Origin of the sequence: Mesorhizobium calcicola (genome assembly GCF_042682105.1) — a bacterium.
GTDB classification, from domain to species: Bacteria; Pseudomonadota; Alphaproteobacteria; order Rhizobiales; family Rhizobiaceae; genus Mesorhizobium; species Mesorhizobium calcicola.
Map to the genome: position 1 here is coordinate 24,358 of NZ_JBHUGY010000021.1, position 23,832 is coordinate 48,189.

10 protein-coding genes are annotated in these 23,832 nt (G+C 63.9%); 6 read left to right on the forward strand and 4 right to left on the reverse strand.

Annotation, left to right across the window (positions count from 1 at the left end; all coding sequences use genetic code 11):
- The first annotated feature begins 108 nt into the window (after positions 1-108).
- The 6 genes from ACFSQT_RS14035 to ACFSQT_RS14060 all read left to right on the forward strand — a co-directional run bounded on the left by ACFSQT_RS14035 (position 109) and on the right by ACFSQT_RS14060 (position 16,760).
- Positions 109-12,525 (forward strand): DUF5801 repeats-in-toxin domain-containing protein, encoded by a 12,417-nt coding sequence (locus ACFSQT_RS14035; RefSeq protein ID WP_379019500.1) that lies wholly within the window; start codon positions 109-111, stop codon positions 12,523-12,525.
- Between the two features lie 60 nt (positions 12,526-12,585).
- On the forward strand, positions 12,586-12,957 hold the full coding sequence (locus tag ACFSQT_RS14040) for a hypothetical protein (protein WP_379019502.1): 372 nt from the start codon (positions 12,586-12,588) through the stop codon (positions 12,955-12,957).
- A gap of 53 nt (positions 12,958-13,010) precedes the next feature.
- On the forward strand, positions 13,011-13,739 hold the full coding sequence (locus ACFSQT_RS14045; protein ID WP_379019504.1) for a lytic transglycosylase domain-containing protein: 729 nt from the start codon (positions 13,011-13,013) through the stop codon (positions 13,737-13,739).
- A gap of 91 nt (positions 13,740-13,830) precedes the next feature.
- Complete coding sequence (locus ACFSQT_RS14050; protein ID WP_379019506.1) at positions 13,831-15,030, forward strand: type 1 periplasmic-binding domain-containing protein; 1,200 nt, start codon at positions 13,831-13,833, stop codon at positions 15,028-15,030.
- A 42-nt stretch (positions 15,031-15,072) separates the two neighbouring features.
- On the forward strand, positions 15,073-15,768 hold the full coding sequence (locus ACFSQT_RS14055; RefSeq protein WP_379019508.1) for a thermonuclease family protein: 696 nt from the start codon (positions 15,073-15,075) through the stop codon (positions 15,766-15,768).
- A 239-nt stretch (positions 15,769-16,007) separates the two neighbouring features.
- The gene (locus ACFSQT_RS14060) at positions 16,008-16,760 is read left to right on the forward strand and encodes a GGDEF domain-containing protein (RefSeq protein WP_379019510.1); all 753 of its coding nucleotides are present in this window, start codon (positions 16,008-16,010) and stop codon (positions 16,758-16,760) included.
- 21 nt (positions 16,761-16,781) lie between these two features.
- Here ACFSQT_RS14060 and ACFSQT_RS14065 read toward each other — a convergent pair whose 3' ends face one another.
- From ACFSQT_RS14065 to ACFSQT_RS14080, 4 genes are all read right to left on the reverse strand, one after another.
- Positions 16,782-18,131: an HlyD family type I secretion periplasmic adaptor subunit gene (locus tag ACFSQT_RS14065; RefSeq protein WP_379019512.1), complete on the reverse strand. Its 1,350-nt coding sequence runs from the start codon at positions 18,129-18,131 to the stop codon at positions 16,782-16,784.
- A complete protein-coding gene (locus ACFSQT_RS14070; RefSeq protein WP_379019514.1) occupies positions 18,128-19,906 on the reverse strand; it encodes a type I secretion system permease/ATPase in 1,779 nt (592 codons plus the stop codon). The genes ACFSQT_RS14065 and ACFSQT_RS14070 overlap by 4 nt, the downstream gene beginning before the upstream one ends.
- Positions 19,907-20,089: 183 nt before the next feature.
- Entirely contained in the window at positions 20,090-22,525 is a 2,436-nt protein-coding gene (locus ACFSQT_RS14075; RefSeq protein ID WP_379019516.1) for a DUF5801 repeats-in-toxin domain-containing protein, read from the reverse strand.
- Positions 22,526-23,089: 564 nt separating this feature from the next.
- Positions 23,090-23,557 carry a response regulator transcription factor gene (locus ACFSQT_RS14080; protein WP_379019518.1) on the reverse strand — a complete coding sequence of 156 codons (468 nt, stop codon included), beginning with the start codon at positions 23,555-23,557 and terminating at the stop codon, positions 23,090-23,092.
- Positions 23,558-23,832: the final 275 nt, after the last annotated feature.

Consider the following 23,832-nt stretch of genomic DNA (forward strand, 5'->3'; position numbering starts at 1 on the left):
AAAAATGCCGAGTTAAGCATACCAGAATATATGAAATAGATTACGGGACTGTTGCAAAGCAGAAGTGGCCGATGTCTCTTTCCGGAAAATACCGGAGGGGTTTCAGCCATGACGACCAATAACGAGTTGGACAGTTTTTCGGGTTCCCGGGGCGAGCATTCCGCGTCCAGCGAACACAACGGGCAGGCTTCGCCAGCAGAGATCCTGGTCGCACAGGCAACTTCGGCGCAGCAGCCCGCGCCAGCGGCGTCGGAACCGGTGCCGGTCGATGTTGGCGGCGGAGCGCCCGTCAAGCCTGAAGCGCCGGCGGCAGCAAACGCACCCGCAGCGACTGCACCTCACGAATATGTGGCTGACGCCAGCAATATCGTAAAACTTCCGTCCAACGTTTCCATCGACAATATTCGCGTTGACGGCCACAACCTTTTGCTCGAACAGGCCGACGGCTCGGTGATCGTGATCAAGGATGGCGCCTTGAACGTGCCGACCTTCGTCATTGGCGACGTCGAGGTGCCGCGCGTTGCATTGCTGGCAGCGCTCGAGGCAAGCCACGTCGATGTTGCCTTCGGCGCCGACGGTTCCATCTCGGCCGGCACGGGCGGTTCACCCTCGAGTGCGGGCGGGAATTTCGAAATTCCCCCAGGCGGTATCGGCGACGGGTTTGGCCTTACGGCTTTGTTGCCTCCGACAGACTTGCAGTTTGGGTTGTTGGACCGGCGCGAGCTGACAATCGGCGTTGCGGAAAAAAACTCTACCCCCTCGATCGACCTCATAGGCTCAGCGACGGTCAGCGAGGCTGGCTTGCCGGCGCGCAGCGGTGAGCCTGCCGGCTCGAACGAGCCTGCGCCCTCGGAAACGACCTCGGGCAACATCGGCTTCACCTCGCCGGACGGCGTGTCGGTGGTCTCGCTCGGCGGCTATGCGTTGAGCGGTGTGGCTCAGACCTTCACCGATGGGACCGGCTCGCTGACGGCGAGCTATGTCTTCGATGCGGCGACCGGCATCGGCACCATCCACTACACCTACACGCTTCTCGACAACACCGCTGGGAACGCCACCAATGTGAGCTTCCCGGTCGCGGTGACGGACGCAAATGGCGATCCGGCCCCGGCTGGCAACCTTGTCATCAACATCATCGACGACGCACCGACGGCAGTTGCCGACACCGACGCGGTGGCGGCGGGTTCGCACGCGCCGATAGGCGGCAATGTGATCAGCGGCGCAGGCAGCGACGGCGATGCGGCCGGCGCCGACACCAAGGGCGCCGATGATGTGACGGTTGCCGGCGTTGCCGCCGGCACGACCAATGCCGATCTGGATAGCGGCGTCACACTGAACGCGCCGATCCACGGCACCTATGGCACGCTGACACTGCAGGCGGACGGCTCCTACAGCTACGTGCGCGATGCCGGCACGCCTGGCGGCGTCCACGACGTTTTCACCTATACGATCAAGGACGGCGACGGAGATCTGTCGCACACCACGCTCACCATCTCGATAGGCAATTCGACACCGACGATCAGTGACCTGACGCCGGCAGCGGGTGGCGGCGACGTCGTCGTCAACGAAAATGACCTGCTGGCCAGCCGCGGGGCTGGTGAATCGGACGGCTCCGACAGCTCGAAAGAAAGCACCACCCAGGGCGGCACCTTCGCCATTTCCTCGCCTGACGGCATCGCCTCGCTGGCGATCGAGGGCCACACCTTCATCACCAACGGCGTGTTCACGGCGGGCTCGTTCACGACGGCGCTGGGCAACACGCTGACGGTGACGGCCTACGATGCCGCGACCGGTCAGGTGAGCTACACCTACACGCTCCTCGACAACGAGGGGCATCCCACCGCCCAGGGCACCAACAGCCTGTTCGAGAACTTTACCGTCACGCTCACCGACCAGGACGCGCAGAGCGTCAACGGCACGCTGTCGGTCAACATCGTCGACGATGTGCCGACGGCAGTTGCCGACACCGACGCGGTGGCGGCGGGTTCGCACGCGCCGATAGGCGGCAATGTGATCAGCGGCGCAGGCAGCGACGGCGATGCGGCCGGCGCCGACACCAAGGGCGCCGATGACGTGACGGTCGCCGGCGTTGCCGCCGGCACGACCAATGCCGATCTGGATAGCGGCGTCACACTGAACGCGCCGATCCACGGCACCTATGGCACGCTGACGCTGCAGGCGGACGGCTCCTACAGCTACGTGCGCGATGCCGGCACGCCTGGCGGCGTCCACGACGTGTTCACCTATACGATCAAGGACGGCGACGGAGATCTGTCGCACACCACGCTCACCATCTCGATCGGCAATTCGACACCGACGATCAGTGACCTGACGCCGGCAGCGGGTGGCGGCGACGTCGTCGTCAATGAAAATGACCTGCTGGCCAGCCGTGGATCCGGTGAATCGGACGGCTCCGACAGCTCGAAAGAAAGCACCACCCAGGGCGGCACCTTCACAATCGCCTCGCCTGACGGCATCGCCTCGCTGGCGATCGAGGGCCACGCCTTCATCACCAACGGTGTGTTCACCGCCGGCTCATTCACCACCCTATTCGGCAACACGCTGACGGTGACCGGCTACAACGCGGGCACCGGTGTGGTGAGCTACACCTACACGCTTCTCGACAACGAGGGGCATCCCACCGCCCAGGGCACCAACAGCCTGTTCGAGAACTTCACCGTCACGCTCACCGACCAGGACGCGCAGAGTGTCAACGGCACGCTGTCGGTCAACATCGTCGACGACGTTCCGCATGCAGACAACGATGCCAACAGCGTGACGGAAGGGCTTGGCCATTCGACGGGCGGCAATGTGTTCGGCGCTACCGGTGCCAGTGCCGGCGACGATGCCGACACGATCGGTGCGGATGGCGGTGCGGTGACGCGGGCCTACTTTGGCGCCGAGGCGGATGCAGGCAGTGCGACCTACACGACGGTCTCGGGTGCGACGGTGATTGCCGGCACCTATGGCAATCTGGTGCTGAACCCTGACGGGACTTACACCTACACGCTGACGACGGCGTCGATCCCTGTGGGAGTGACGAGCGAGACCTTCACCTACGAGATCAAGGACGGCGACGGCGATACCGACCTTGGGCAATTGGTGATCGGCCTGAATCAGGACCAGAACGTGCCGGAGACGACGGACTCGAAGGCCACCGTCTACGAGGACGGACTTGCCGACGGCGTGCAACATGGCGCGAACAGCGAGACGGCGACCGGCAGCTTTACTGTCGACGGCAATAACGAAGGCTACACGCTGACGCTTGACGGCGATGTCGGTGGGCCGGTGACGATCACGGCGATCGGCGACACTGTAACCACTTCAATGGGCGTGCTGACGATCACCTCGATCTCGGCCCCGGATGCCGGCGGCGTCGTGACCTACGGCTACAGCTACACGCTGAGCGGCGCGCTGACCCATACCGGCCAAGGCGAGATCAACCCGCTCAGCGACACCATCACCATGGCGGTGACAGACGCCTCCGGCGACAGCGATGCCACGCCGGCCTCGATTGTCATCTCCATCGTCGACGACATCCCGACGGTTGCGAGCAACGCCGCGGTGCAGCTCGACGACGACGCGCTGGCCGGCGGCATTGCCGGCGGCACCGGCGACGTCACGCCCGATACGGCCAACCTGACCGGAACGCTGGCGCACAGCTATGGCGCCGACGGCGCCGGCACGACGCTGCTGACGGGTGCCGGGCTGCCGACGACGACGACGACGGAAGGCGCCTTCTTCCAGACGGTGAACGGCGCCGGGACACTGCTGACGATCAGCCAGATCCAGAACGGCGTGGCGGTGGCGGTGGTGTCGGTGTCGCTGTCGAACACGACGGCCGGCGCCTACACGGTGACCCAGCTGCATGCGATCGACCATCCGGCGGGCGCCAACGAGAACGACGTGGCGTTCACGGTCGGCTACACGACGACCGACCATGACGGCGACACGGCGCCAGGCTCGCTGACGATCAATGTCAATGACGACACGCCGACGGTTGCGAGCAACGCCGCGGTGCAGCTCGACGACGACGCGCTGGCCGGCGGCATCGCCGGCGGCACCGGCGACGTCACGCCCGATACGGCCAACCTGACCGGAACGCTGGCGCACGGCTATGGCGCCGACGGCGCCGGCACGACGCTGCTGACGGGTGCCGGGCTGCCGACGACGACGACGACGGAAGGCGCCTTCTTCCAGACGGTGAACGGCGCCGGGACGCTGCTGACGATCAGCCAGATCCAGAACGGCGTGGCGGTGGCGGTGGTGTCGGTGTCGCTGTCTAACACGACGGCCGGCGCCTACACGGTGACCCAGCTGCATGCGATCGACCATCCGGCGGGCGCCAACGAGAACGACGTGGCGTTCACGGTCGGCTACACGACGACCGACCATGACGGCGACACGGCGCCAGGCTCGCTGACGATCAATGTCAATGACGACACGCCGACGGTTGCGAGCAACGCCGCGGTGCAGCTCGACGACGACGCGCTGGCCGGCGGCATTGCCGGCGGCACCGGCGACGTCACGCCCGATACGGCCAACCTGACCGGAACGCTGGCGCACGGCTATGGCGCCGACGGCGCCGGCACGACGCTGCTGACGGGTGCCGGGCTGCCGACGACGACGACGACGGAAGGCGCCTTCTTCCAGACGGTGAACGGCGCCGGGACACTGCTGACGATCAGCCAGATCCAGAACGGCGTGGCGGTGGCGGTGGTGTCGGTGTCGCTGTCGAACACGACGGCCGGCGCCTACACGGTGACCCAGCTGCATGCGATCGACCATCCGGCGGGCGCCAACGAGAACGACGTGGCGTTCACGGTCGGCTACACGACGACCGACCATGACGGCGACACGGCGCCAGGCTCGCTGACGATCAATGTCAATGACGACACGCCGACGGTTGCGAGCAACGCCGCGGTGCAGCTCGACGACGACGCGCTGGCCGGCGGCATTGCCGGCGGCACCGGCGACGTCACGCCCGATACGGCCAACCTGACCGGGACGCTGGCGCACGGCTATGGCGCCGACGGCGCCGGCACGACGCTGCTGACGGGTGCCGGGCTGCCGACGACGACGACGACGGAAGGCGCCTTCTTCCAGACGGTGAACGGCGCCGGGACGCTGCTGACGATCAGCCAGATCCAGAACGGCGTGGCGGTGGCGGTGGTGTCGGTGTCGCTGTCTAACACGACGGCCGGCGCCTACACGGTGACCCAGCTGCATGCGATCGACCATCCGGCGGGCGCCAACGAGAACGACGTGGCGTTCACGGTCGGCTACACGACGACCGACCATGACGGCGACACGGCGCCAGGCTCGCTGACGATCAATGTCAATGACGACACGCCGACGGTTGCGAGCAACGCCGCGGTGCAGCTCGACGACGACGCGCTGGCCGGCGGCATTGCCGGCGGCACCGGCGACGTCACGCCCGATACGGCCAACCTGACCGGAACGCTGGCGCACAGCTATGGCGCCGACGGCGCCGGCACGACGCTGCTGACGGGTGCCGGGCTGCCGACGACGACGACGACGGAAGGCGCCTTCTTCCAGACGGTGAACGGCGCCGGGACGCTGCTGACGATCAGCCAGATCCAGAACGGCGTGGCGGTGGCGGTGGTGTCGGTGTCGCTGTCTAACACGACGGCCGGCGCCTACACGGTGACCCAGCTGCATGCGATCGACCATCCGGCGGGCGCCAACGAGAACGACGTGGCGTTCACGGTCGGCTACACGACGACCGACCATGACGGCGACACGGCGCCAGGCTCGCTGACGATCAATGTCAATGACGACACGCCGACGGTTGCGAGCAACGCCGCGGTGCAGCTCGACGACGACGCGCTGGCCGGCGGCATTGCCGGCGGCACCGGCGACGTCACGCCCGATACGGCCAACCTGACCGGAACGCTGGCGCACGGCTATGGCGCCGACGGCGCCGGCACGACGCTGCTGACGGGTGCCGGGCTGCCGACGACGACGACGACGGAAGGCGCCTTCTTCCAGACGGTGAACGGCGCCGGGACGCTGCTGACGATCAGCCAGATCCAGAACGGCGTGGCGGTGGCGGTGGTGTCGGTGTCGCTGTCTAACACGACGGCCGGCGCCTACACGGTGACCCAGCTGCATGCGATCGACCATCCGGCGGGCGCCAACGAGAACGACGTGGCGTTCACGGTCGGCTACACGACGACCGACCATGACGGCGACACGGCGCCAGGCTCGCTGACGATCAATGTCAATGACGACACGCCGACGGTTGCGAGCAACGCCGCGGTGCAGCTCGACGACGACGCGCTGGCCGGCGGCATTGCCGGCGGCACCGGCGACGTCACGCCCGATACGGCCAACCTGACCGGAACGCTGGCGCACAGCTATGGCGCCGACGGCGCCGGCACGACGCTGCTGACGGGTGCCGGGCTGCCGACGACGACGACGACGGAAGGCGCCTTCTTCCAGACGGTGAACGGCGCCGGGACACTGCTGACGATCAGCCAGATCCAGAACGGCGTGGCGGTGGCGGTGGTGTCGGTGTCGCTGTCGAACACGACGGCCGGCGCCTACACGGTGACCCAGCTGCATGCGATCGACCATCCGGCGGGCGCCAACGAGAACGACGTGGCGTTCACGGTCGGCTACACGACGACCGACCATGACGGCGACACGGCGCCAGGCTCGCTGACGATCAATGTCAATGACGACACGCCGACGGTTGCGAGCAACGCCGCGGTGCAGCTCGACGACGACGCGCTGGCCGGCGGCATCGCCGGCGGCACCGGCGACGTCACGCCCGATACGGCCAACCTGACCGGAACGCTGGCGCACGGCTATGGCGCCGACGGCGCCGGCACGACGCTGCTGACGGGTGCCGGGCTGCCGACGACGACGACGACGGAAGGCGCCTTCTTCCAGACGGTGAACGGCGCCGGGACGCTGCTGACGATCAGCCAGATCCAGAACGGCGTGGCGGTGGCGGTGGTGTCGGTGTCGCTGTCTAACACGACGGCCGGCGCCTACACGGTGACCCAGCTGCATGCGATCGACCATCCGGCGGGCGCCAACGAGAACGACGTGGCGTTCACGGTCGGCTACACGACGACCGACCATGACGGCGACACGGCGCCAGGCTCGCTGACGATCAATGTCAATGACGACACGCCGACGGTTGCGAGCAACGCCGCGGTGCAGCTCGACGACGACGCGCTGGCCGGCGGCATTGCCGGCGGCACCGGCGACGTCACGCCCGATACGGCCAACCTGACCGGAACGCTGGCGCACGGCTATGGCGCCGACGGCGCCGGCACGACGCTGCTGACGGGTGCCGGGCTGCCGACGACGACGACGACGGAAGGCGCCTTCTTCCAGACGGTGAACGGCGCCGGGACACTGCTGACGATCAGCCAGATCCAGAACGGCGTGGCGGTGGCGGTGGTGTCGGTGTCGCTGTCGAACACGACGGCCGGCGCCTACACGGTGACCCAGCTGCATGCGATCGACCATCCGGCGGGCGCCAACGAGAACGACGTGGCGTTCACGGTCGGCTACACGACGACCGACCATGACGGCGACACGGCGCCAGGCTCGCTGACGATCAATGTCAATGACGACACGCCGACGGTTGCGAGCAACGCCGCGGTGCAGCTCGACGACGACGCGCTGGCCGGCGGCATTGCCGGCGGCACCGGCGACGTCACGCCCGATACGGCCAACCTGACCGGGACGCTGGCGCACGGCTATGGCGCCGACGGCGCCGGCACGACGCTGCTGACGGGTGCCGGGCTGCCGACGACGACGACGACGGAAGGCGCCTTCTTCCAGACGGTGAACGGCGCCGGGACGCTGCTGACGATCAGCCAGATCCAGAACGGCGTGGCGGTGGCGGTGGTGTCGGTGTCGCTGTCTAACACGACGGCCGGCGCCTACACGGTGACCCAGCTGCATGCGATCGACCATCCGGCGGGCGCCAACGAGAACGACGTGGCGTTCACGGTCGGCTACACGACGACCGACCATGACGGCGACACGGCGCCAGGCTCGCTGACGATCAATGTCAATGACGACACGCCGACGGTTGCGAGCAACGCCGCGGTGCAGCTCGACGACGACGCGCTGGCCGGCGGCATTGCCGGCGGCACCGGCGACGTCACGCCCGATACGGCCAACCTGACCGGAACGCTGGCGCACAGCTATGGCGCCGACGGCGCCGGCACGACGCTGCTGACGGGTGCCGGGCTGCCGACGACGACGACGACGGAAGGCGCCTTCTTCCAGACGGTGAACGGCGCCGGGACGCTGCTGACGATCAGCCAGATCCAGAACGGCGTGGCGGTGGCGGTGGTGTCGGTGTCGCTGTCTAACACGACGGCCGGCGCCTACACGGTGACCCAGCTGCATGCGATCGACCATCCGGCGGGCGCCAACGAGAACGACGTGGCGTTCACGGTCGGCTACACGACGACCGACCATGACGGCGACACGGCGCCAGGCTCGCTGACGATCAATGTCAATGACGACACGCCGACGGTTGCGAGCAACGCCGCGGTGCAGCTCGACGACGACGCGCTGGCCGGCGGCATTGCCGGCGGCACCGGCGACGTCACGCCCGATACGGCCAACCTGACCGGAACGCTGGCGCACGGCTATGGCGCCGACGGCGCCGGCACGACGCTGCTGACGGGTGCCGGGCTGCCGACGACGACGACGACGGAAGGCGCCTTCTTCCAGACGGTGAACGGCGCCGGGACGCTGCTGACGATCAGCCAGATCCAGAACGGCGTGGCGGTGGCGGTGGTGTCGGTGTCGCTGTCTAACACGACGGCCGGCGCCTACACGGTGACCCAGCTGCATGCGATCGACCATCCGGCGGGCGCCAACGAGAACGACGTGGCGTTCACGGTCGGCTACACGACGACCGACCATGACGGCGACACGGCGCCAGGCTCGCTGACGATCAATGTCAATGACGACACGCCGACGGTTGCGAGCAACGCCGCGGTGCAGCTCGACGACGACGCGCTGGCCGGCGGCATCGCCGGCGGCACCGGCGACGTCACGCCCGATACGGCCAACCTGACCGGGACGCTGGCGCACGGCTATGGCGCCGACGGCGCCGGCACGACGCTGCTGACGGGTGCCGGGCTGCCGACGACGACGACGACGGAAGGCGCCTTCTTCCAGACGGTGAACGGCGCCGGGACACTGCTGACGATCAGCCAGATCCAGAACGGCGTGGCGGTGGCGGTGGTGTCGGTGTCGCTGTCTAACACGACGGCCGGCGCCTACACGGTGACCCAGCTGCATGCGATCGACCATCCGGCGGGCGCCAACGAGAACGACGTGGCGTTCACGGTCGGCTACACGACGACCGACCATGACGGCGACACGGCGCCAGGCTCGCTGACGATCAATGTCAATGACGACACGCCGACGGTTGCGAGCAACGCCGCGGTGCAGCTCGACGACGACGCGCTGGCCGGCGGCATCGCCGGCGGCACCGGCGACGTCACGCCCGATACGGCCAACCTGACCGGAACGCTGGCGCACAGCTATGGCGCCGACGGCGCCGGCACGACGCTGCTGACGGGTGCCGGGCTGCCGACGACGACGACGACGGAAGGCGCCTTCTTCCAGACGGTGAACGGCGCCGGGACACTGCTGACGATCAGCCAGATCCAGAACGGCGTGGCGGTGGCGGTGGTGTCGGTGTCGCTGTCTAACACGACGGCCGGCGCCTACACGGTGACCCAGCTGCATGCGATCGACCATCCGGCGGGCGCCAACGAGAACGACGTGGCGTTCACGGTCGGCTACACGACGACCGACCATGACGGCGACACGGCGCCAGGCTCGCTGACGATCAATGTCAATGACGACACGCCGACGGTTGCGAGCAACGCCGCGGTGCAGCTCGACGACGACGCGCTGGCCGGCGGCATTGCCGGCGGCACCGGCGACGTCACGCCCGATACGGCCAACCTGACCGGGACGCTGGCGCACAGCTATGGCGCCGACGGCGCCGGCACGACGCTGCTGACGGGTGCCGGGCTGCCGACGACGACGACGACGGAAGGCGCCTTCTTCCAGACGGTGAACGGCGCCGGGACACTGCTGACGATCAGCCAGATCCAGAACGGCGTGGCGGTGGCGGTGGTGTCGGTGTCGCTGTCGAACACGACGGCCGGCGCCTACACGGTGACCCAGCTGCATGCGATCGACCATCCGGCGGGCGCCAACGAGAACGACGTGGCGTTCACGGTCGGCTACACGACGACCGACCATGACGGCGACACGGCGCCAGGCTCGCTGACGATCAATGTCAATGACGACACGCCGACGGTTGCGAGCAACGCCGCGGTGCAGCTCGACGACGACGCGCTGGCCGGCGGCATTGCCGGCGGCACCGGCGACGTCACGCCCGATACGGCCAACCTGACCGGAACGCTGGCGCACGGCTATGGCGCCGACGGCGCCGGCACGACGCTGCTGACGGGTGCCGGGCTGCCGACGACGACGACGACGGAAGGCGCCTTCTTCCAGACGGTGAACGGCGCCGGGACACTGCTGACGATCAGCCAGATCCAGAACGGCGTGGCGGTGGCGGTGGTGTCGGTGTCGCTGTCGAACACGACGGCCGGTGCCTACACGGTGACCCAGCTGCATGCGATCGACCATCCGGCGGGCGCCAACGAGAACGACGTGGCGTTCACGGTCGGCTACACGACGACCGACCATGACGGCGACACGGCGCCAGGCTCGCTGACGATCAATGTCAATGACGATACGCCGACGATCACCGGCATTCAGGACGCCATCATGCCGAACGTCAACAATACCGACGTCCATGGCACTTGGCAGCCGTCTTTCGGAGCGGATGGGCCAAGCCTCACTTCGGCAATCGGCATCGCGATGGGAACCGCACCGAGCGGGCTGACCTACGCGTTTACCAGCCAGGGGAACAATGCCAATAGCGATGCGGTGACCCAGGTCGACGTGAAGAGCGGAACAACGACACTCTACACGTTTTACGAATACACCCACTATGACACCGCCACGCATTCGTCCGAGATGTTCGCATACACGACGCTCGGCAGCGCGTTGGCCGCTTCGGGTGCCAACGAGTACTTCACGCTGACTGCTTCGGCGGCCGGCACCTACGATTTCCACCTCGTGACGAACAGCCTGCAGGCGACCAGCACGTTCGATGTGGTATCGGGAATTCCCAACGGCAATGGCAACTTCGTCAAAATCGCGGGCGGCACCGCCAGCTTCACCAACGATCCGGCTCCAGCCACCGGCTATGATGTCCTTATCGATGGCTTCAAGTCGTCCGACACCGATCCGACACATAACAACGTGTTCAAGAACGCCAACGGCATGGGCATCGGCAACGGCAATTTGGATACGGACGAAACCTTGACCTTCAAGTTCGCTCTCGACCAGAGCCAGGTCTCCATCGGAATCGGAAAGGGCGGGAACGACACGTTCGAACATTTCCAGGTGACCATCTGGAATGCCGCGCACACCACGTCAGCGAGCTGGAATGTCACGCAGGCTGACGGCACAACGCTGGTTGTCGACGCAGCCCACTGGGGTACCGGCGGAACGACGACGGGTGCCTTCTTCAACTTTGGCGAGGTGGACGTAACGAACATTGCGAGCGCCGCCGGCGACGATCCCAAGGTCGTCCTGCTGTCGCTCACCTATAACGCCCAGACAATCGTCAGCGATACCACGCTGAATTTCGCGCTGAGCACGACCGATCATGATGGCGACACCGTCACCAGTTCCGACAATTTGTCCGTCTCCCTGATCGGAACCCACACCGGCGCCGGCTATCAGGAGACCGGTACCACGACCGCCGAGGTCATTGCCGCGAGTTCCGGAGCCGACACGATCAATGGCGGAACAGGCCCAGGCGACACTGTCGACTACTCCGGCAGCGCTTTGGCCATTTCGATCAATCTGGCCGATGACGGGCATGCCTCCGGTGCACCCGGGACATTTGCCAATCCGCTCGACGGCAATATCGGCGGTGGCAATGCCGCGGGAGATATCCTTACCAACATCGAAGGGCTGATCGGGGGGTCGGGCGCCGACTTCCTGTTCGGGAACTCCGGGAACAATTATCTCTCGGGTGGGGCCGGCAACGACACTCTCAAGGGCGAAGGTGGCAACGACCTGCTCATCGGCGGTTTGGGCCAGGATACGCTCACCGGTGGTACGGGCGCCGACACGTTCAAACTCGACAGCCTCGACATCAACGATCTCATCACCGACTATAACGGTGCCGAGGGCGACAAGATCGACCTTACAGCCCTGTTCGAGACGGCCCCAGGGGGGAATATTGCCGACTTCGCGAAATACGACGAGGGAACGCACACGCTCAGCGTCGATGCCAATGGCACAACCGGCGGCGCCAATTTCGTCGACGTGGCCGTCTTGCAGAACAACGCGCCAGCCGGCACCATCACTCTGCTTTACGACGACACGGCACACGCACAACACACGGTCACGATCTAACGGCATGGCGCTCGGTCACGCGACTATGTTATACATTGCTAATATCGAGGGGAGCTCAACATGAAACGTTCTGCAAGACTGCTGGTTTCCGCTGCGACGCTGTTGCTGGCAGTCGGGTCGACGGGTTATGCCGCCGACATCATCGAAGGTCCGTCGGCCGACTATTGTCGGGTGGTGGGGACGTCCAACCTGGTGCTGACCGACAACATCGTCGACCTCAAGGACCAGGTGGTCAAGCTGATGGACGAATCGGTCGCCGTCGCCAACAGCTCGGAATGGATCAATTCGTCCCGTCCGGTCTTCGTCTGGGCGTCGGAAGCCAAGGTGGCCTGCGGCATGGCCTATGGCTATCTGAAAACGAACTATCGCGACGAAGACACCCTCAACAAATGCGAATGTTTTCACGATCGCATGGTCGAGTACATGCACTGACCGGATAAGCGAACCCACGCCTGTTGGCCATCATGATAGCCGACGGATCTTTCTTGCGGGCGATCGCCGGAGCGATCGCGCTGGTCGGCTTCGGCCAAACTGTCACGATGGCCCGCGCCAACTGGCTGGAACGGCCTTCCGTGGAACGGTCGTCCGACTTGATACGGCCGACGCACTGTGACGCGGCTACGGAGTGGACCCGGCAGACATTCAAGGCGTTTGCGAGTTGCCAGGCATCGATCTATGGCCTGGAGCCGGTGCTGGCGCATGCCGTGATGGAGATCGAAAGCGGGTTCGATCCTGATGTGCAGGGCGCCGACGGCGAAGTCGGCCTGATGCAGGTGATGCCGGCGACAGCGCGCATGCTCGGCTTTCGAGGCTCCCTCGACGACCTGAGCGCGCCGGCGACCAACATCGCGCTTGGGGTCAAATATCTTGCCCAGGCCAACAAGCTGGCCGCGGGCGATCTGTGCACAACCGTCATGAAGTATCGCGCCGGGCACAATGAAAGCCGGTTCTCTGCACTTTCGGTCCGCTACTGCCAGCGCGCGCGGGCAATCCTGGCAAAGGAGGGGATTGAAGTGACCGGGCCATTGCCGGTGGCGACATTCGGTTTTTTCGCATCGTCGGGAGGAGAGGATGGGGCTCCAGCCCAGAAAAAAGGCGTTTGCGTGCGCCGCGTGTTCGTGCCAGGGCCACGATACATGAAATGCGCCGACTATCGCACTGCCGGGCAAGCAAGACAGATCAAGGCGCTCAGAGCCAGGCTTTTCGATGGCTAAAGAAACTACAGACGGCACGGCAAGTCCGCCGTACCATGAGTTGAAGACCAGGCCTGGAAGAATACTCGGCGGCAGATAGGGTGGAGCAATCATGGAAGCTGGCCGACAGGTCCACTGTCCGCGGACATGGGCAATCGCCTTTGCGCTCGCCATGACATTGTCAGGCTGCCAGTCGAAAGGCAGCGTTTCCGAAGCGCTCGATCCGGCGGCGATTGCCGTGCCTGCCGGGCAGAATGGCGACGTTGCTGCCGGTCCGGCCCAGGCGACCCAGTCATTGGGCACCGGTTCGACAAAAATCACGATGTTGCTGCCGTTGTCCGCGCCCGGAACGGAGGGGCAAAACGGCAGGAAGATGCTCGATGCCGCCAAACTGGCGATGACGGATATCGGCAATGGATTGCTGACGCTGACGGTAGAGGACACCAAAGGCGACAGCGCACAGGCCAGCAAATTGGCGATAAGTGCGATAACGACGGGGTCGAAAGTCGTCATCGGCCCGACCGAACTGCCGGCAGCCCAGCATATTGCCACGTTGTCGGGATCGAAGCGTCCGCCGGTGCTGGCGCTTGCCGATAATTTCGCGGGCGGCGCCGGGGTTTATGCGGTGCTGCTCAGCGAAGCGGACAGTGCCGCGGCGGGCGCCGCGGGACTCGCTGCCAAAGGTCGCAAGAAGTTCGTGTTGCTTGTCGCGGAAGGCTCAAACGCCAGCGCCGTGGAGAAGCGGGTTGCAAACAGCCTCAGCATCTATGGCGCGACGCTGGCGGTTACGGTCCCGTATTCGGCCAGCGACGGCGGCGCGAAGGCGGTCGACGAGATGGGCTCGCTCGTGGACGCCCCGGACGCCGTAATCGTTGCCAGCGGCGATGGCAGCCCTTCGCCCATCCTTGCCGCCCTCAAATCAAAGGGCATTCCGGGAAAGGCAATTTCTGTCGTCGGAACGAACCGTTGGCTGGAGCACCCCATGGATCCGCTGTTCGAGGGGGCATATATCGCCACGCTCGATTCGCGCGAAACCGGACCGATCGCCGACCGCTTCAGGACGACATACAACTACCCGGCCGACGTCAATGTGGCCTATGCTTATGATATGGTTGCCCTGACAGCAGGGGTTGCCAGTGCGGTCGGGCCCGATGGCTTCAGCAAGCAGGTTCTCGAAAACCCAAACGGGTTTCGTGGATCGACAGGCCTGTTCCGGTTTCGGGCGGACGGATCCAGTGAACGATCGATGCCATTTTATCAGATTCAAAAGGGTGCGCTCAAACTGGTTGCAAAATCGACGTCGGGTTTCTGACCGGGGAAGGCCCTGGGACCGACCTGATGGACAGGCTGGCTGATGGCTGGGCTGGGCCACAGCCGCTCGGCGATCGCGCTCGGAAGCCTCCTGCTTCTGGCCGGGGTTCTGCTGATCATTCAGGCCGGGGCTTTGCTTGCGGTCGATCGGCCTGTCCTTGCCCCTTCGCAAAATAGCGGCACGCAGCCAATCCGACGGCCCATTGTCGAAGCACATCGACGAGAACCCGCGCGCAAGATTGCCCAGAACCTCATCGCTTCGCCACAGCTTGATCCGGTGGAGCTCGAACGGGTGGAGCCCCGTCCGCCGCTCACCGACCTTGGCCTGGCTGTGCCCCCTAAGGCTCCCATGCCGGAAGATTGGCGGGAGGTTTTGCTCTACCGCCCGGTTGCCACATCGTCAGCGATCTTCGAGTCCATGGGCCGGAAGGTGATCATCAGCGGGATCCAGGGCATCGACCCCGACGGATCCTGTTCGTTTCATGACGTCACCTGGCCTTGCGGCCAGCGCGCACGTGCCGCTTTCAATTCCTGGTTACGGGGACGCGCGCTGAAATGTTTCGTGCCGCCGGACGTCGAGCGTTTTGCCATCGCCGCACCGTGCAGGCTGGGCAAGCAGGATGTCGGCGCCTGGCTTGTGTCCAACGGCTGGGCGACGGCGCTGCCGAGCGGCATCTATGGCAAGGCGCAGGTGACTGCCCAGGGTGCGGAGATGGGCATTTTCGGCCCGCCGCGATAGGCTGCGGGGCCTAGAGCCGGATTGCCGAAGCCGTGGTGGAAACAGTGGATAGGTCCGTGAGCGGCCATTGACTGTTCAGTGGGCCGGCATTCCATTGATTAACCTTTACGGTGCAAATTTCCTGGGCAAGCCGGTTGCGCGAACAATGATTGGGTTTCATTGATCAAATTGTATTGTTCTCGGAAACTGAAATGCTGTACGCCGGCTCTATGCTGGCTGATCTGACAGGAGATTAGCCAATGGCACAAACCGAAGCGACCACCTCGGCGCAGGCATGGAGAAGCGCCGCATGGCTGACCTTTCTGGGGACAGCCGGGAGCGTCGGTCTTTCCCTGGGTCTCAACTACCTGCTTTTGTTCAGCGACGCGCTCACGCCGTTCGGGCGCAGCATGATGACCGCTGTGCTGCTACCGGTGATCATTGCTCTGCCGCTTTTCTTGCTGATCGGCTGGCAGCAGATCCAAATCCGCAGCTTCCGGCAGGAACTCAACAGGTCTGGAACCTATGACAAGTTAACAGGCTGTCTGAATGGGCCGGTCTTCACATCGATGGTCGAAAGAAGGACAACAAGGCCATCGGCGCCGGGACGACGCTCGGGCGCCTTCCTGGTTATTCATTCGGAACATCTGCGGTCCATCAACCTGCGCTTTGGTCTTGAATGGGGCGACGAGGCCTTGCGACTCATAGCCTTGACCATACGATCGTCGGTGCGCGCGGAGGATCTGGTTGGACGCATAGGGACTTCGATGTTCGGGATTTTCCTCTCGGGCGCGACCGAAGCAGAAGCCGAGGAAATCGGCGAGCGTATCCGGACGCGTGTCGCGCAAGTCTATTTCGCACCAAAGGGAACCGAGGATGCCTTGACCATCAAGGTTGGCGGCGTGATGCTTGAAAACGAGATGGAGTTCGCGGACATGTTCCAGTCCGCCGAACAGCACTTGTCCGGCACCCAGGATGACGCCGGGTTTGAATTGAAGCATCTCAACAGCTGACACCCTTCGGGCGGCCTACCGCTATTTTTCCCGCATCGCCCGGCGGAAGTTCTGCGTGATCGGCTCGGCGAGGTAAGAAAGCACGGTGCGAGCACCCGTCCGGATCATCGCCTCGCTCGACATGCCGGGCAACAGCTTTCGGCCCTCCAGCTTGGCGAGTTCACTCTTGTCGATCAACACAGTCGCGGCGAAATACGGTGCTCCGCTACGCTCCTCCACCATGCGGTCGGCCGACACGATCTCCACGACGCCTTCGAGTGGCGGCAGGTTGTAGCGGGCGAAGGCCGGGAAGCTGACGTGCGCGGGCTGTCCGGGGGCGATCGTCTCGACATCCTCTGGTTTGACCATAGCCTCGACCACGAGTTGTTGTCCGAGCGGCACGACTGTCATCAATGTCTCACCGGGCTTCACGACACCGCCCGCCGTGTGGACCTTCAGGTCCATGACGATGCCGTCAACTGGCGCGACGACATTGGTACGGGTAAGCACGTCCCTGGCGGAACGCTCCTGCTGTCTGAGGTCAAACAACTCCGCCTCCACCTTGCTCAACTCATCGACGGCCTCGTTCAGCCGCACCGTGTTGAGGTTCAAGATTTGCATGTCGATCTCGGCCATGGCGCTTCTGGCACGAGCGATCGCCGCGACGTTGGTAGCGCGCTCGCCCTCGATCGCCCGCTGTTGTCGTCTGAGCGACAGGTTCCGCTCGCGGGTGGTCAGCCCCTTCTTGAGCAGATCCTCAAGGTCTTTGCTTTCCCCATCGATCGCCTCGATCTGCTTGTCCTCGGTGACGATAAGTTGCTCCAGTCCCGTTATCTCTTCCTCGGTCTGGTGACGGCGCTGGCTGAGAATTTCCCGCTCGTCCGTCAAGTTGTGGTGTTTCGCCGCGAACACGTCACGCTGTGCGGCCACCGAGTCCTTGACGGCGGCAGAGGGGTTTGCGAGCAGCGCTGGGTCAAATGTGATTTCGGCCTTGCCGTCGCGCTCGGCCCCGAGACGCGCGGCCAGCGCCTCACGCGTTGCTATCCGGTTCTGGACCAGGTCAAGCTGCGCCTTCGCCTGTGTGTTGTCGAGCCGGATGAGGATCTTGCCCGCCTTGACGATATCACCGTTGGCGGCGTTCAACTCCGCGATGATGCCGCCCTCGAGGTGCTGGATGAGCTTGCGGTCGCCGGCGACCTTGATGACGCCCGGCGCTACCGCGGCGCTGTCCAACGGTGCCAGCGCCGCCCAACCCCCGGCCACGCCGAAGAACAGGAACATGATCGCGAACCCGGTGCACGTCACGCCCGTAAGACGCAGGGGTACCGGTTCCAGCAGGGAGGGTGGCGGGACGGGTAACCGCACGACGTTCAATTCCGGGGAACGGCTCATGCTTCTTTGACCTCTTTGATTTCCTTGACTTCCTTGACCACTTCGAGGGTTGGCAGCTGGGCTGCCTTTGGCATCTGGGTCACCTTGCGGACGCGGTTGGTGAGTTCGTTGAGGACATGGTCGCGTGGACCGAAGAGGTCCTGTGCGCCGTGATTAAGCACCAACACCTTGTCTACCTTTTCCAAAATGCTCGGGCGGTGTGAGATCAAGATCAGGGTCGTACCTGCCTCCTTGAGCCCACCGATGACTGTGGCCAGTGCTTGCTCGCCCTCGTGGTCGAGGTTGGAATTAGGCTCGTCGAGGATAAGGAGCGCCGGGTCGCCGTAGAGTGCCCGCGCCAGCCCGATGCGCTGACGCTGTCCGCCTGACAGCACCGCGCCGGATTCGCCGATCTCGGTGGCGTAACCCTTCGGCAGTCCCTTGATCAGTTCGTGAACTCCCGCCAACTGCGCGGCCCTGACCACGTTGTTGAAGACCGCCGGGTTAAGTGGCGTGAAGCGGGCGATGTTCTCGGAGATAGTGCCGGCGAAGAGTTCGATGTCCTGCGGCAAGTAGCCGACGTATTTTCCGCGATCCTCCGATGCCCACTCGGCGACGCTCATGCCGTCTAGCAACGCGCGACCGCCTGATGGGCGCCAAGTGCCCGCTAGTATTCGCGCCAAGCTCGTCTTGCCGGCCGCGCTCGGGCCGATCAGCGCCATTACTTCGCCCGAGTTGAGTTGGAAGCTGATTCCCTTCAAGATGTGCTCACCGCCCTGGCGGGCGAGGACGATGTTCTCGGCCTCAAACTTACCTTTTGGGCGCGGCAATGGCAGGGCCGTTGTGACCTCCGGGTGCTGACCGGCGACATTGACAAGTCGCTTGTAAGCCGCGCGGGCTCCCACCGTCGCCTTCCACGTGGCGATCGCCTGTTCGACCGGGGCCAACGCGCGGCCCATTAGAATTGAGGCGGCGATCATGATACCGCCCGAAGCCTCATTCTTCACGACTAAATAAGCGCCGAGTCCGAGGATGGCCATCTGGAGGCCCTGTCGGAAACTCTTCGCGATGGCCGAGATAGTGCCGCCGCGGTGGGCGACGAGAACTTGCCCGACGTTGGCCTCGTCCTGGTGAGCTTTCCAACGCGCGAGTAGGGGCTTCAACATACCCATGGCCTGGACGACCTCGGCGTTACGGATTGCCGCCTCGGCCTGCGTGTAGGCCCGCGCCTGGGCACCCGCGGCCTCCGCTGTCGGCTTGCGTGTGATATACTCGTTCAACAGGGCTAGGGCGAACAACACGATGCCGCCGCAGAGTGCCAACCAGCCGAGCCACGGGTGCATGAGGAAGATGGCGGCGAAGAAGATTGGTGACCACGGTGCGTCGATAATCGGAAAGATGCTCGGGCTCGTGAAAAAGTTCCTGACTTGGTCGAGGTCGCGCAGCGGGCGGGAGTTGGCCTGGCCTGGTGTGGCGGCGGAGTATTCCACTGTCGCGGTCAGGAGAACCGGTGCCAGTCGCATGTTCATCCATGCGCCGACCTTGGCCAGCAAGCGGCCACGCACGATGTCCAAGGCTGACATTGTCGCGAGAGCTGCCGCCGCCATCAGCGACAGCGCTACCAGCGTCTCCAAGCTGTGGCTGCCCAACACGCGGTGATAGACCTGGAGCATGTAGAGTGCCCCTGTCAGCATCAGTATGTTGATACCGGCGCTGAACCAAACGAGCGGCTTGATGGCCCGTCGGGCCTCTTTCATCACCACCTGCAAGGCAGAGGGCTGTGAGGTTGTTTTCATTGTTATAGCTTTGCTCTGCGTTCGGGTTGTAACAAGTTCGACATACGTCCGACGAATGCGGACTTGAGAAGTTTCGGCATCATGATGTTTGCGCCCTGGTTCGTGCCAGTGTTACGCGAGGCGCTAGATGATCTTCACAAGGGAGGGAAGGCAGCGTGCTGCCTTCCCTTATTGAGGTGTCGGTCAGACGACGTCGACAAAGATGTGGTTGATGCCGGTCGAATCACCGTCCGCGTCGTGAATGTCGACTGCGAAGTTGAGGTGCGCGTCCGGGGTCGTGGTCTGCGTCGCGGTGAAGCCGAGGTCCGTGATCTTCAACACGTCGTTGTCGGTCGCGTCGAAGGCGTGGGTTCCCGTGCTAGCACCGGTTGTGCCGGTCGCCCGGTTCAGGTCGATCGCCGTGCCGGTGAGCCCGTTGCCGGACTGCATGATCTGGGCACCCTGGAGCACCCAGTTCGAGATGGCGGTGTTGTAGTCGTTCTTCTCGACGATAACGAGGCCGTCGTTGTTGTCGAGCGTGAACCCGTCCGGAGGTCCGTAGGCGGCAGGCACCTGACCCGTCTTGAAGATGTTCGCGTTCGACACGTACATCGCCTTCGTGGTGAAGGTATCATCACCGCCGCCCAAGACGCCGTTGGCGCCGAGGTTGACGAGGTTGAGGATCAGCATCAGGTCCTCGCTGTTGCCGATACCGTCGAACTTGATAACCATGTCGTTGGCCGTCTGGCTCGGGACGTTATTGGCTCCGTTGTCGTTGATGATGCCGGGGCTGTCCTTGAAGAACCGGAGGGTGAGTAGTTCGCCCTTCTGGATGGTGTCACCGGCGACCCCGTTCGTGGCTTGGGTTGCAGAAACCCAGTCCTCGAAGTTGCTGGTGACTTGATCGCCGGCGTCGAAACCAGTATCGCCGGCGATCGGGCTACCGTCACCCGTCGTATTGAACCCGAAAGGGTTCCCGTTGGGGTTCGAGTTAGCGGTAAACTGCACGAAGAAGTCTTCATCCGCCGGTGTGGTCGCGTCGTCAGCCTGCAACTTCTCCACCACGATGTTCGGGTGGCCCACGTTACTCGTGGGTTCCTTGGAGAGAAGTTCCGAAGTGTGGAGGATATCCCTGGTGAAACCATCAGCCGCGTTGGTCACGGTGATGGTATAGGTGTCGAGGTCCTTGTTGAAAACGAGGGTGCCACCCACGCTACCCGGATCAATAGCCACCGTGCTCGGGTCGCTGTCGTAGTTGGCGATCCAGTTGAACGTCGCCGTGTGGTCCGTTTCCGAGCCGGCCACGAGCGTTGCACTCGCGCTGGTGAAATCCAAAGCAGCGGGTTGAAGCCCGGTGACGTTACCGGACAGCCCGATCTGGATGCCGTTGGCAGGGTTGCCGTCAACGTCGACGAAGTCAGAGTGCGTGCCGTCGTAAACCCCGAATTTGTCATTGCCGATGTCCCACCCGAAATCGCCGGAAGCCTGCGCGCCGACCGCGTTGCCCACGGATTCGCGCGTAGCAGGTCCAGGCGGCACAGGGTTGGTCGCCGGGTTTCTGTCACCGTCGAACGGCACCGTGATGATGGGGGCGTCATCAGTGAAGATGAGATTCTGGCCGATGTTGAGGTCAGCCGAGGCAGTGTCCCCGTCGCCGTCGGTGATGGTCGCCGTCAGGACGATCAGATTGTCCGCTGTCAACGTCTCGGTGTCGTTCGGCCCCAAATTGGGATCATGGACGACTGCACGATCCTGGTCGAGCGTCACAACGCCAGCGGCAGTAGTCGTAACCGTGAACACCAATGTACCACTGGCGTCAACAGTACGGCCCTCGATGACGCCGTTGTTGTTGAACAGGAGGACCGCCAGATCGGATACGGTGTCAACCAAACCCGAATCCGTACCGTTTCCACCCGTGATACTCAGGGTGTGAACGGTCGAAGCCTCACCGTCAGTGCCGCCGTCCTTGGTGAACTGCGTCGAGAAGTCAGCGAAGGCGTTGGTGAGCAGTATCGTCTCGTCCACGACCAGGTTCACGTCGTCAGTCGCCGCGCTGATGCTCGGGCCGTCGTCGTCCACGTTAATGTGGTCACCGATGGGCGTCGACGTCTCGACCAACGCGCGGACTTTCAGGATATCGCTGAAGTCCACCGTGTCATCGGGGTTATCCGGGTTCGGGTGATCGATCGCCTCGAAAGTGATCATCTGAACCGTGGCCGACGTGTTGGTGGCGTCGGGGATGATGTAGAAAGCCGCGACGAGTTGGCCGCCGGCCCATGCTTCCACCGCGCTGCCGCCCTGCACCGTGGTTAGGGAGATGGCGTCACCGTCGACTGTAAACAGACCGGACGACGCGTTGGTCAGAGGCGCGAACTCCAGCTCAACGACATTTTCGCCGACTGCCGGCGTCACGGTGACGAGACCGACCTGACTCGCCGCCTCCGCGGTGTCGGCAAAAGCCAACTGCGTGGAGGACAGGGTGAGACCGTTGAGATATGCGAGAAAAGCGGCGTCAAGACCACCGGAGATGTCGCCTGTGATAGCGTCAACGGAAATTGCGACGTCGTCGCCGTCTGCGCCGGTCTGTACACCGGCAGACTGGTCGAGTACCAGATCGCCTACGATATTAATGGTAGCCATAATGTTCATCCTCCCTGGATGGTTGACTGGTTCTACACATCGTATTGACCGTAGCAGCAGTTGTGCACACGGCTCGGACTCGCGCGGAATCCATGTTCACTGTTTGTTTTGAGACCCCCTCCCTCTTTTATAAGGAAGATCGCGCACAAAAATGCGGCCTTCGAACCTTGATTGTGTCGCCGATGAAGAGGGCGCGTCCATTCGCGTTTCGATAGTATTAGGATGAATGCCCGCACCTGATCGGACGATATATATCCTTCGATAGATCGAGCCACGGCAGGGCGCTTGTCGGTCGACGCGCTGAGCATGATACCGAAAAGCGCGAAGCGGCTTTCGGACGACCTCATGCTCTATCTCTTTGATTTAGATGCGGATTCAGATTCCAGGTCGATTCGACCTGAAATCATCCGGCTCTGGAAAGCATCGGACCAAGTGAGGATCGGGGCTTGAGAAAATCCGATGCTTGAACAACGGCTTGGGTGAGAGCGCGGCCCGGCTTGAGCGCTGCCGCTGTGTTTTTCCCGTCCGCTGCCGGCGCTTGCCAATGCCGGCCGAAGTCACGATTTAGAGCAGGCCGGCGAGGCCCATTCCTGGACGCTCGGCATCTTTGCCAAGTGCCACCCAGGCCAGTTCCGCCCGGCTGCCGAGGTGCAGCTTCTCGTAGACGTGATGCAGATGCATCTTCACCGTGCCTTCGGATACATGCAGCCGCTGCGCGATGGTCTTGTTGCGCAGTCCGCGCGAGACGAGATCGGCGATTTCGCTCTCCCGCCCGGTCAGCCTGGACGTCGGCCGGTGCTGCGTTCCGGGCATCAGCAATTGCTGGACGATCTTGTTGTCGACCCACTTCTTGCCTGCCGCTACCGCATTCACGCATTCGACGAGATAGCGGTGGCTGATGCCGTCCAGAAGCAGGCCGTCGCTGTCGAGCGTCTGTATTTCCTTGAGGTCGAGCCTGCCGTTTGGCTGCACGATGAAGATGATGCCGAGAGCGCTGTCGCAGGCCTTCAGCCGGGAGGAAAGACCGGCCATCCGCGGGTCCGCGATATCCAGGCCGACGATGACAATATCAGGCCGATGGCGCTCCACATGAAGGATAACGTCGACAGGGCGTCGGCACTGGGCGACAACATCGTGCCCAGCCTTCTGCAGAACCCACTCCAGACCGGCGAGATATACCCCCCGCGGGTCCGCGACAACCAAGGTCGACATGCGAACACCGTTCGGAAAACGCAATGAACTTGTTTAACCACCCGTAAATCAGGAAACCAGAGCTTAGGTAATTTGTCAAGCAATCACTAATATAG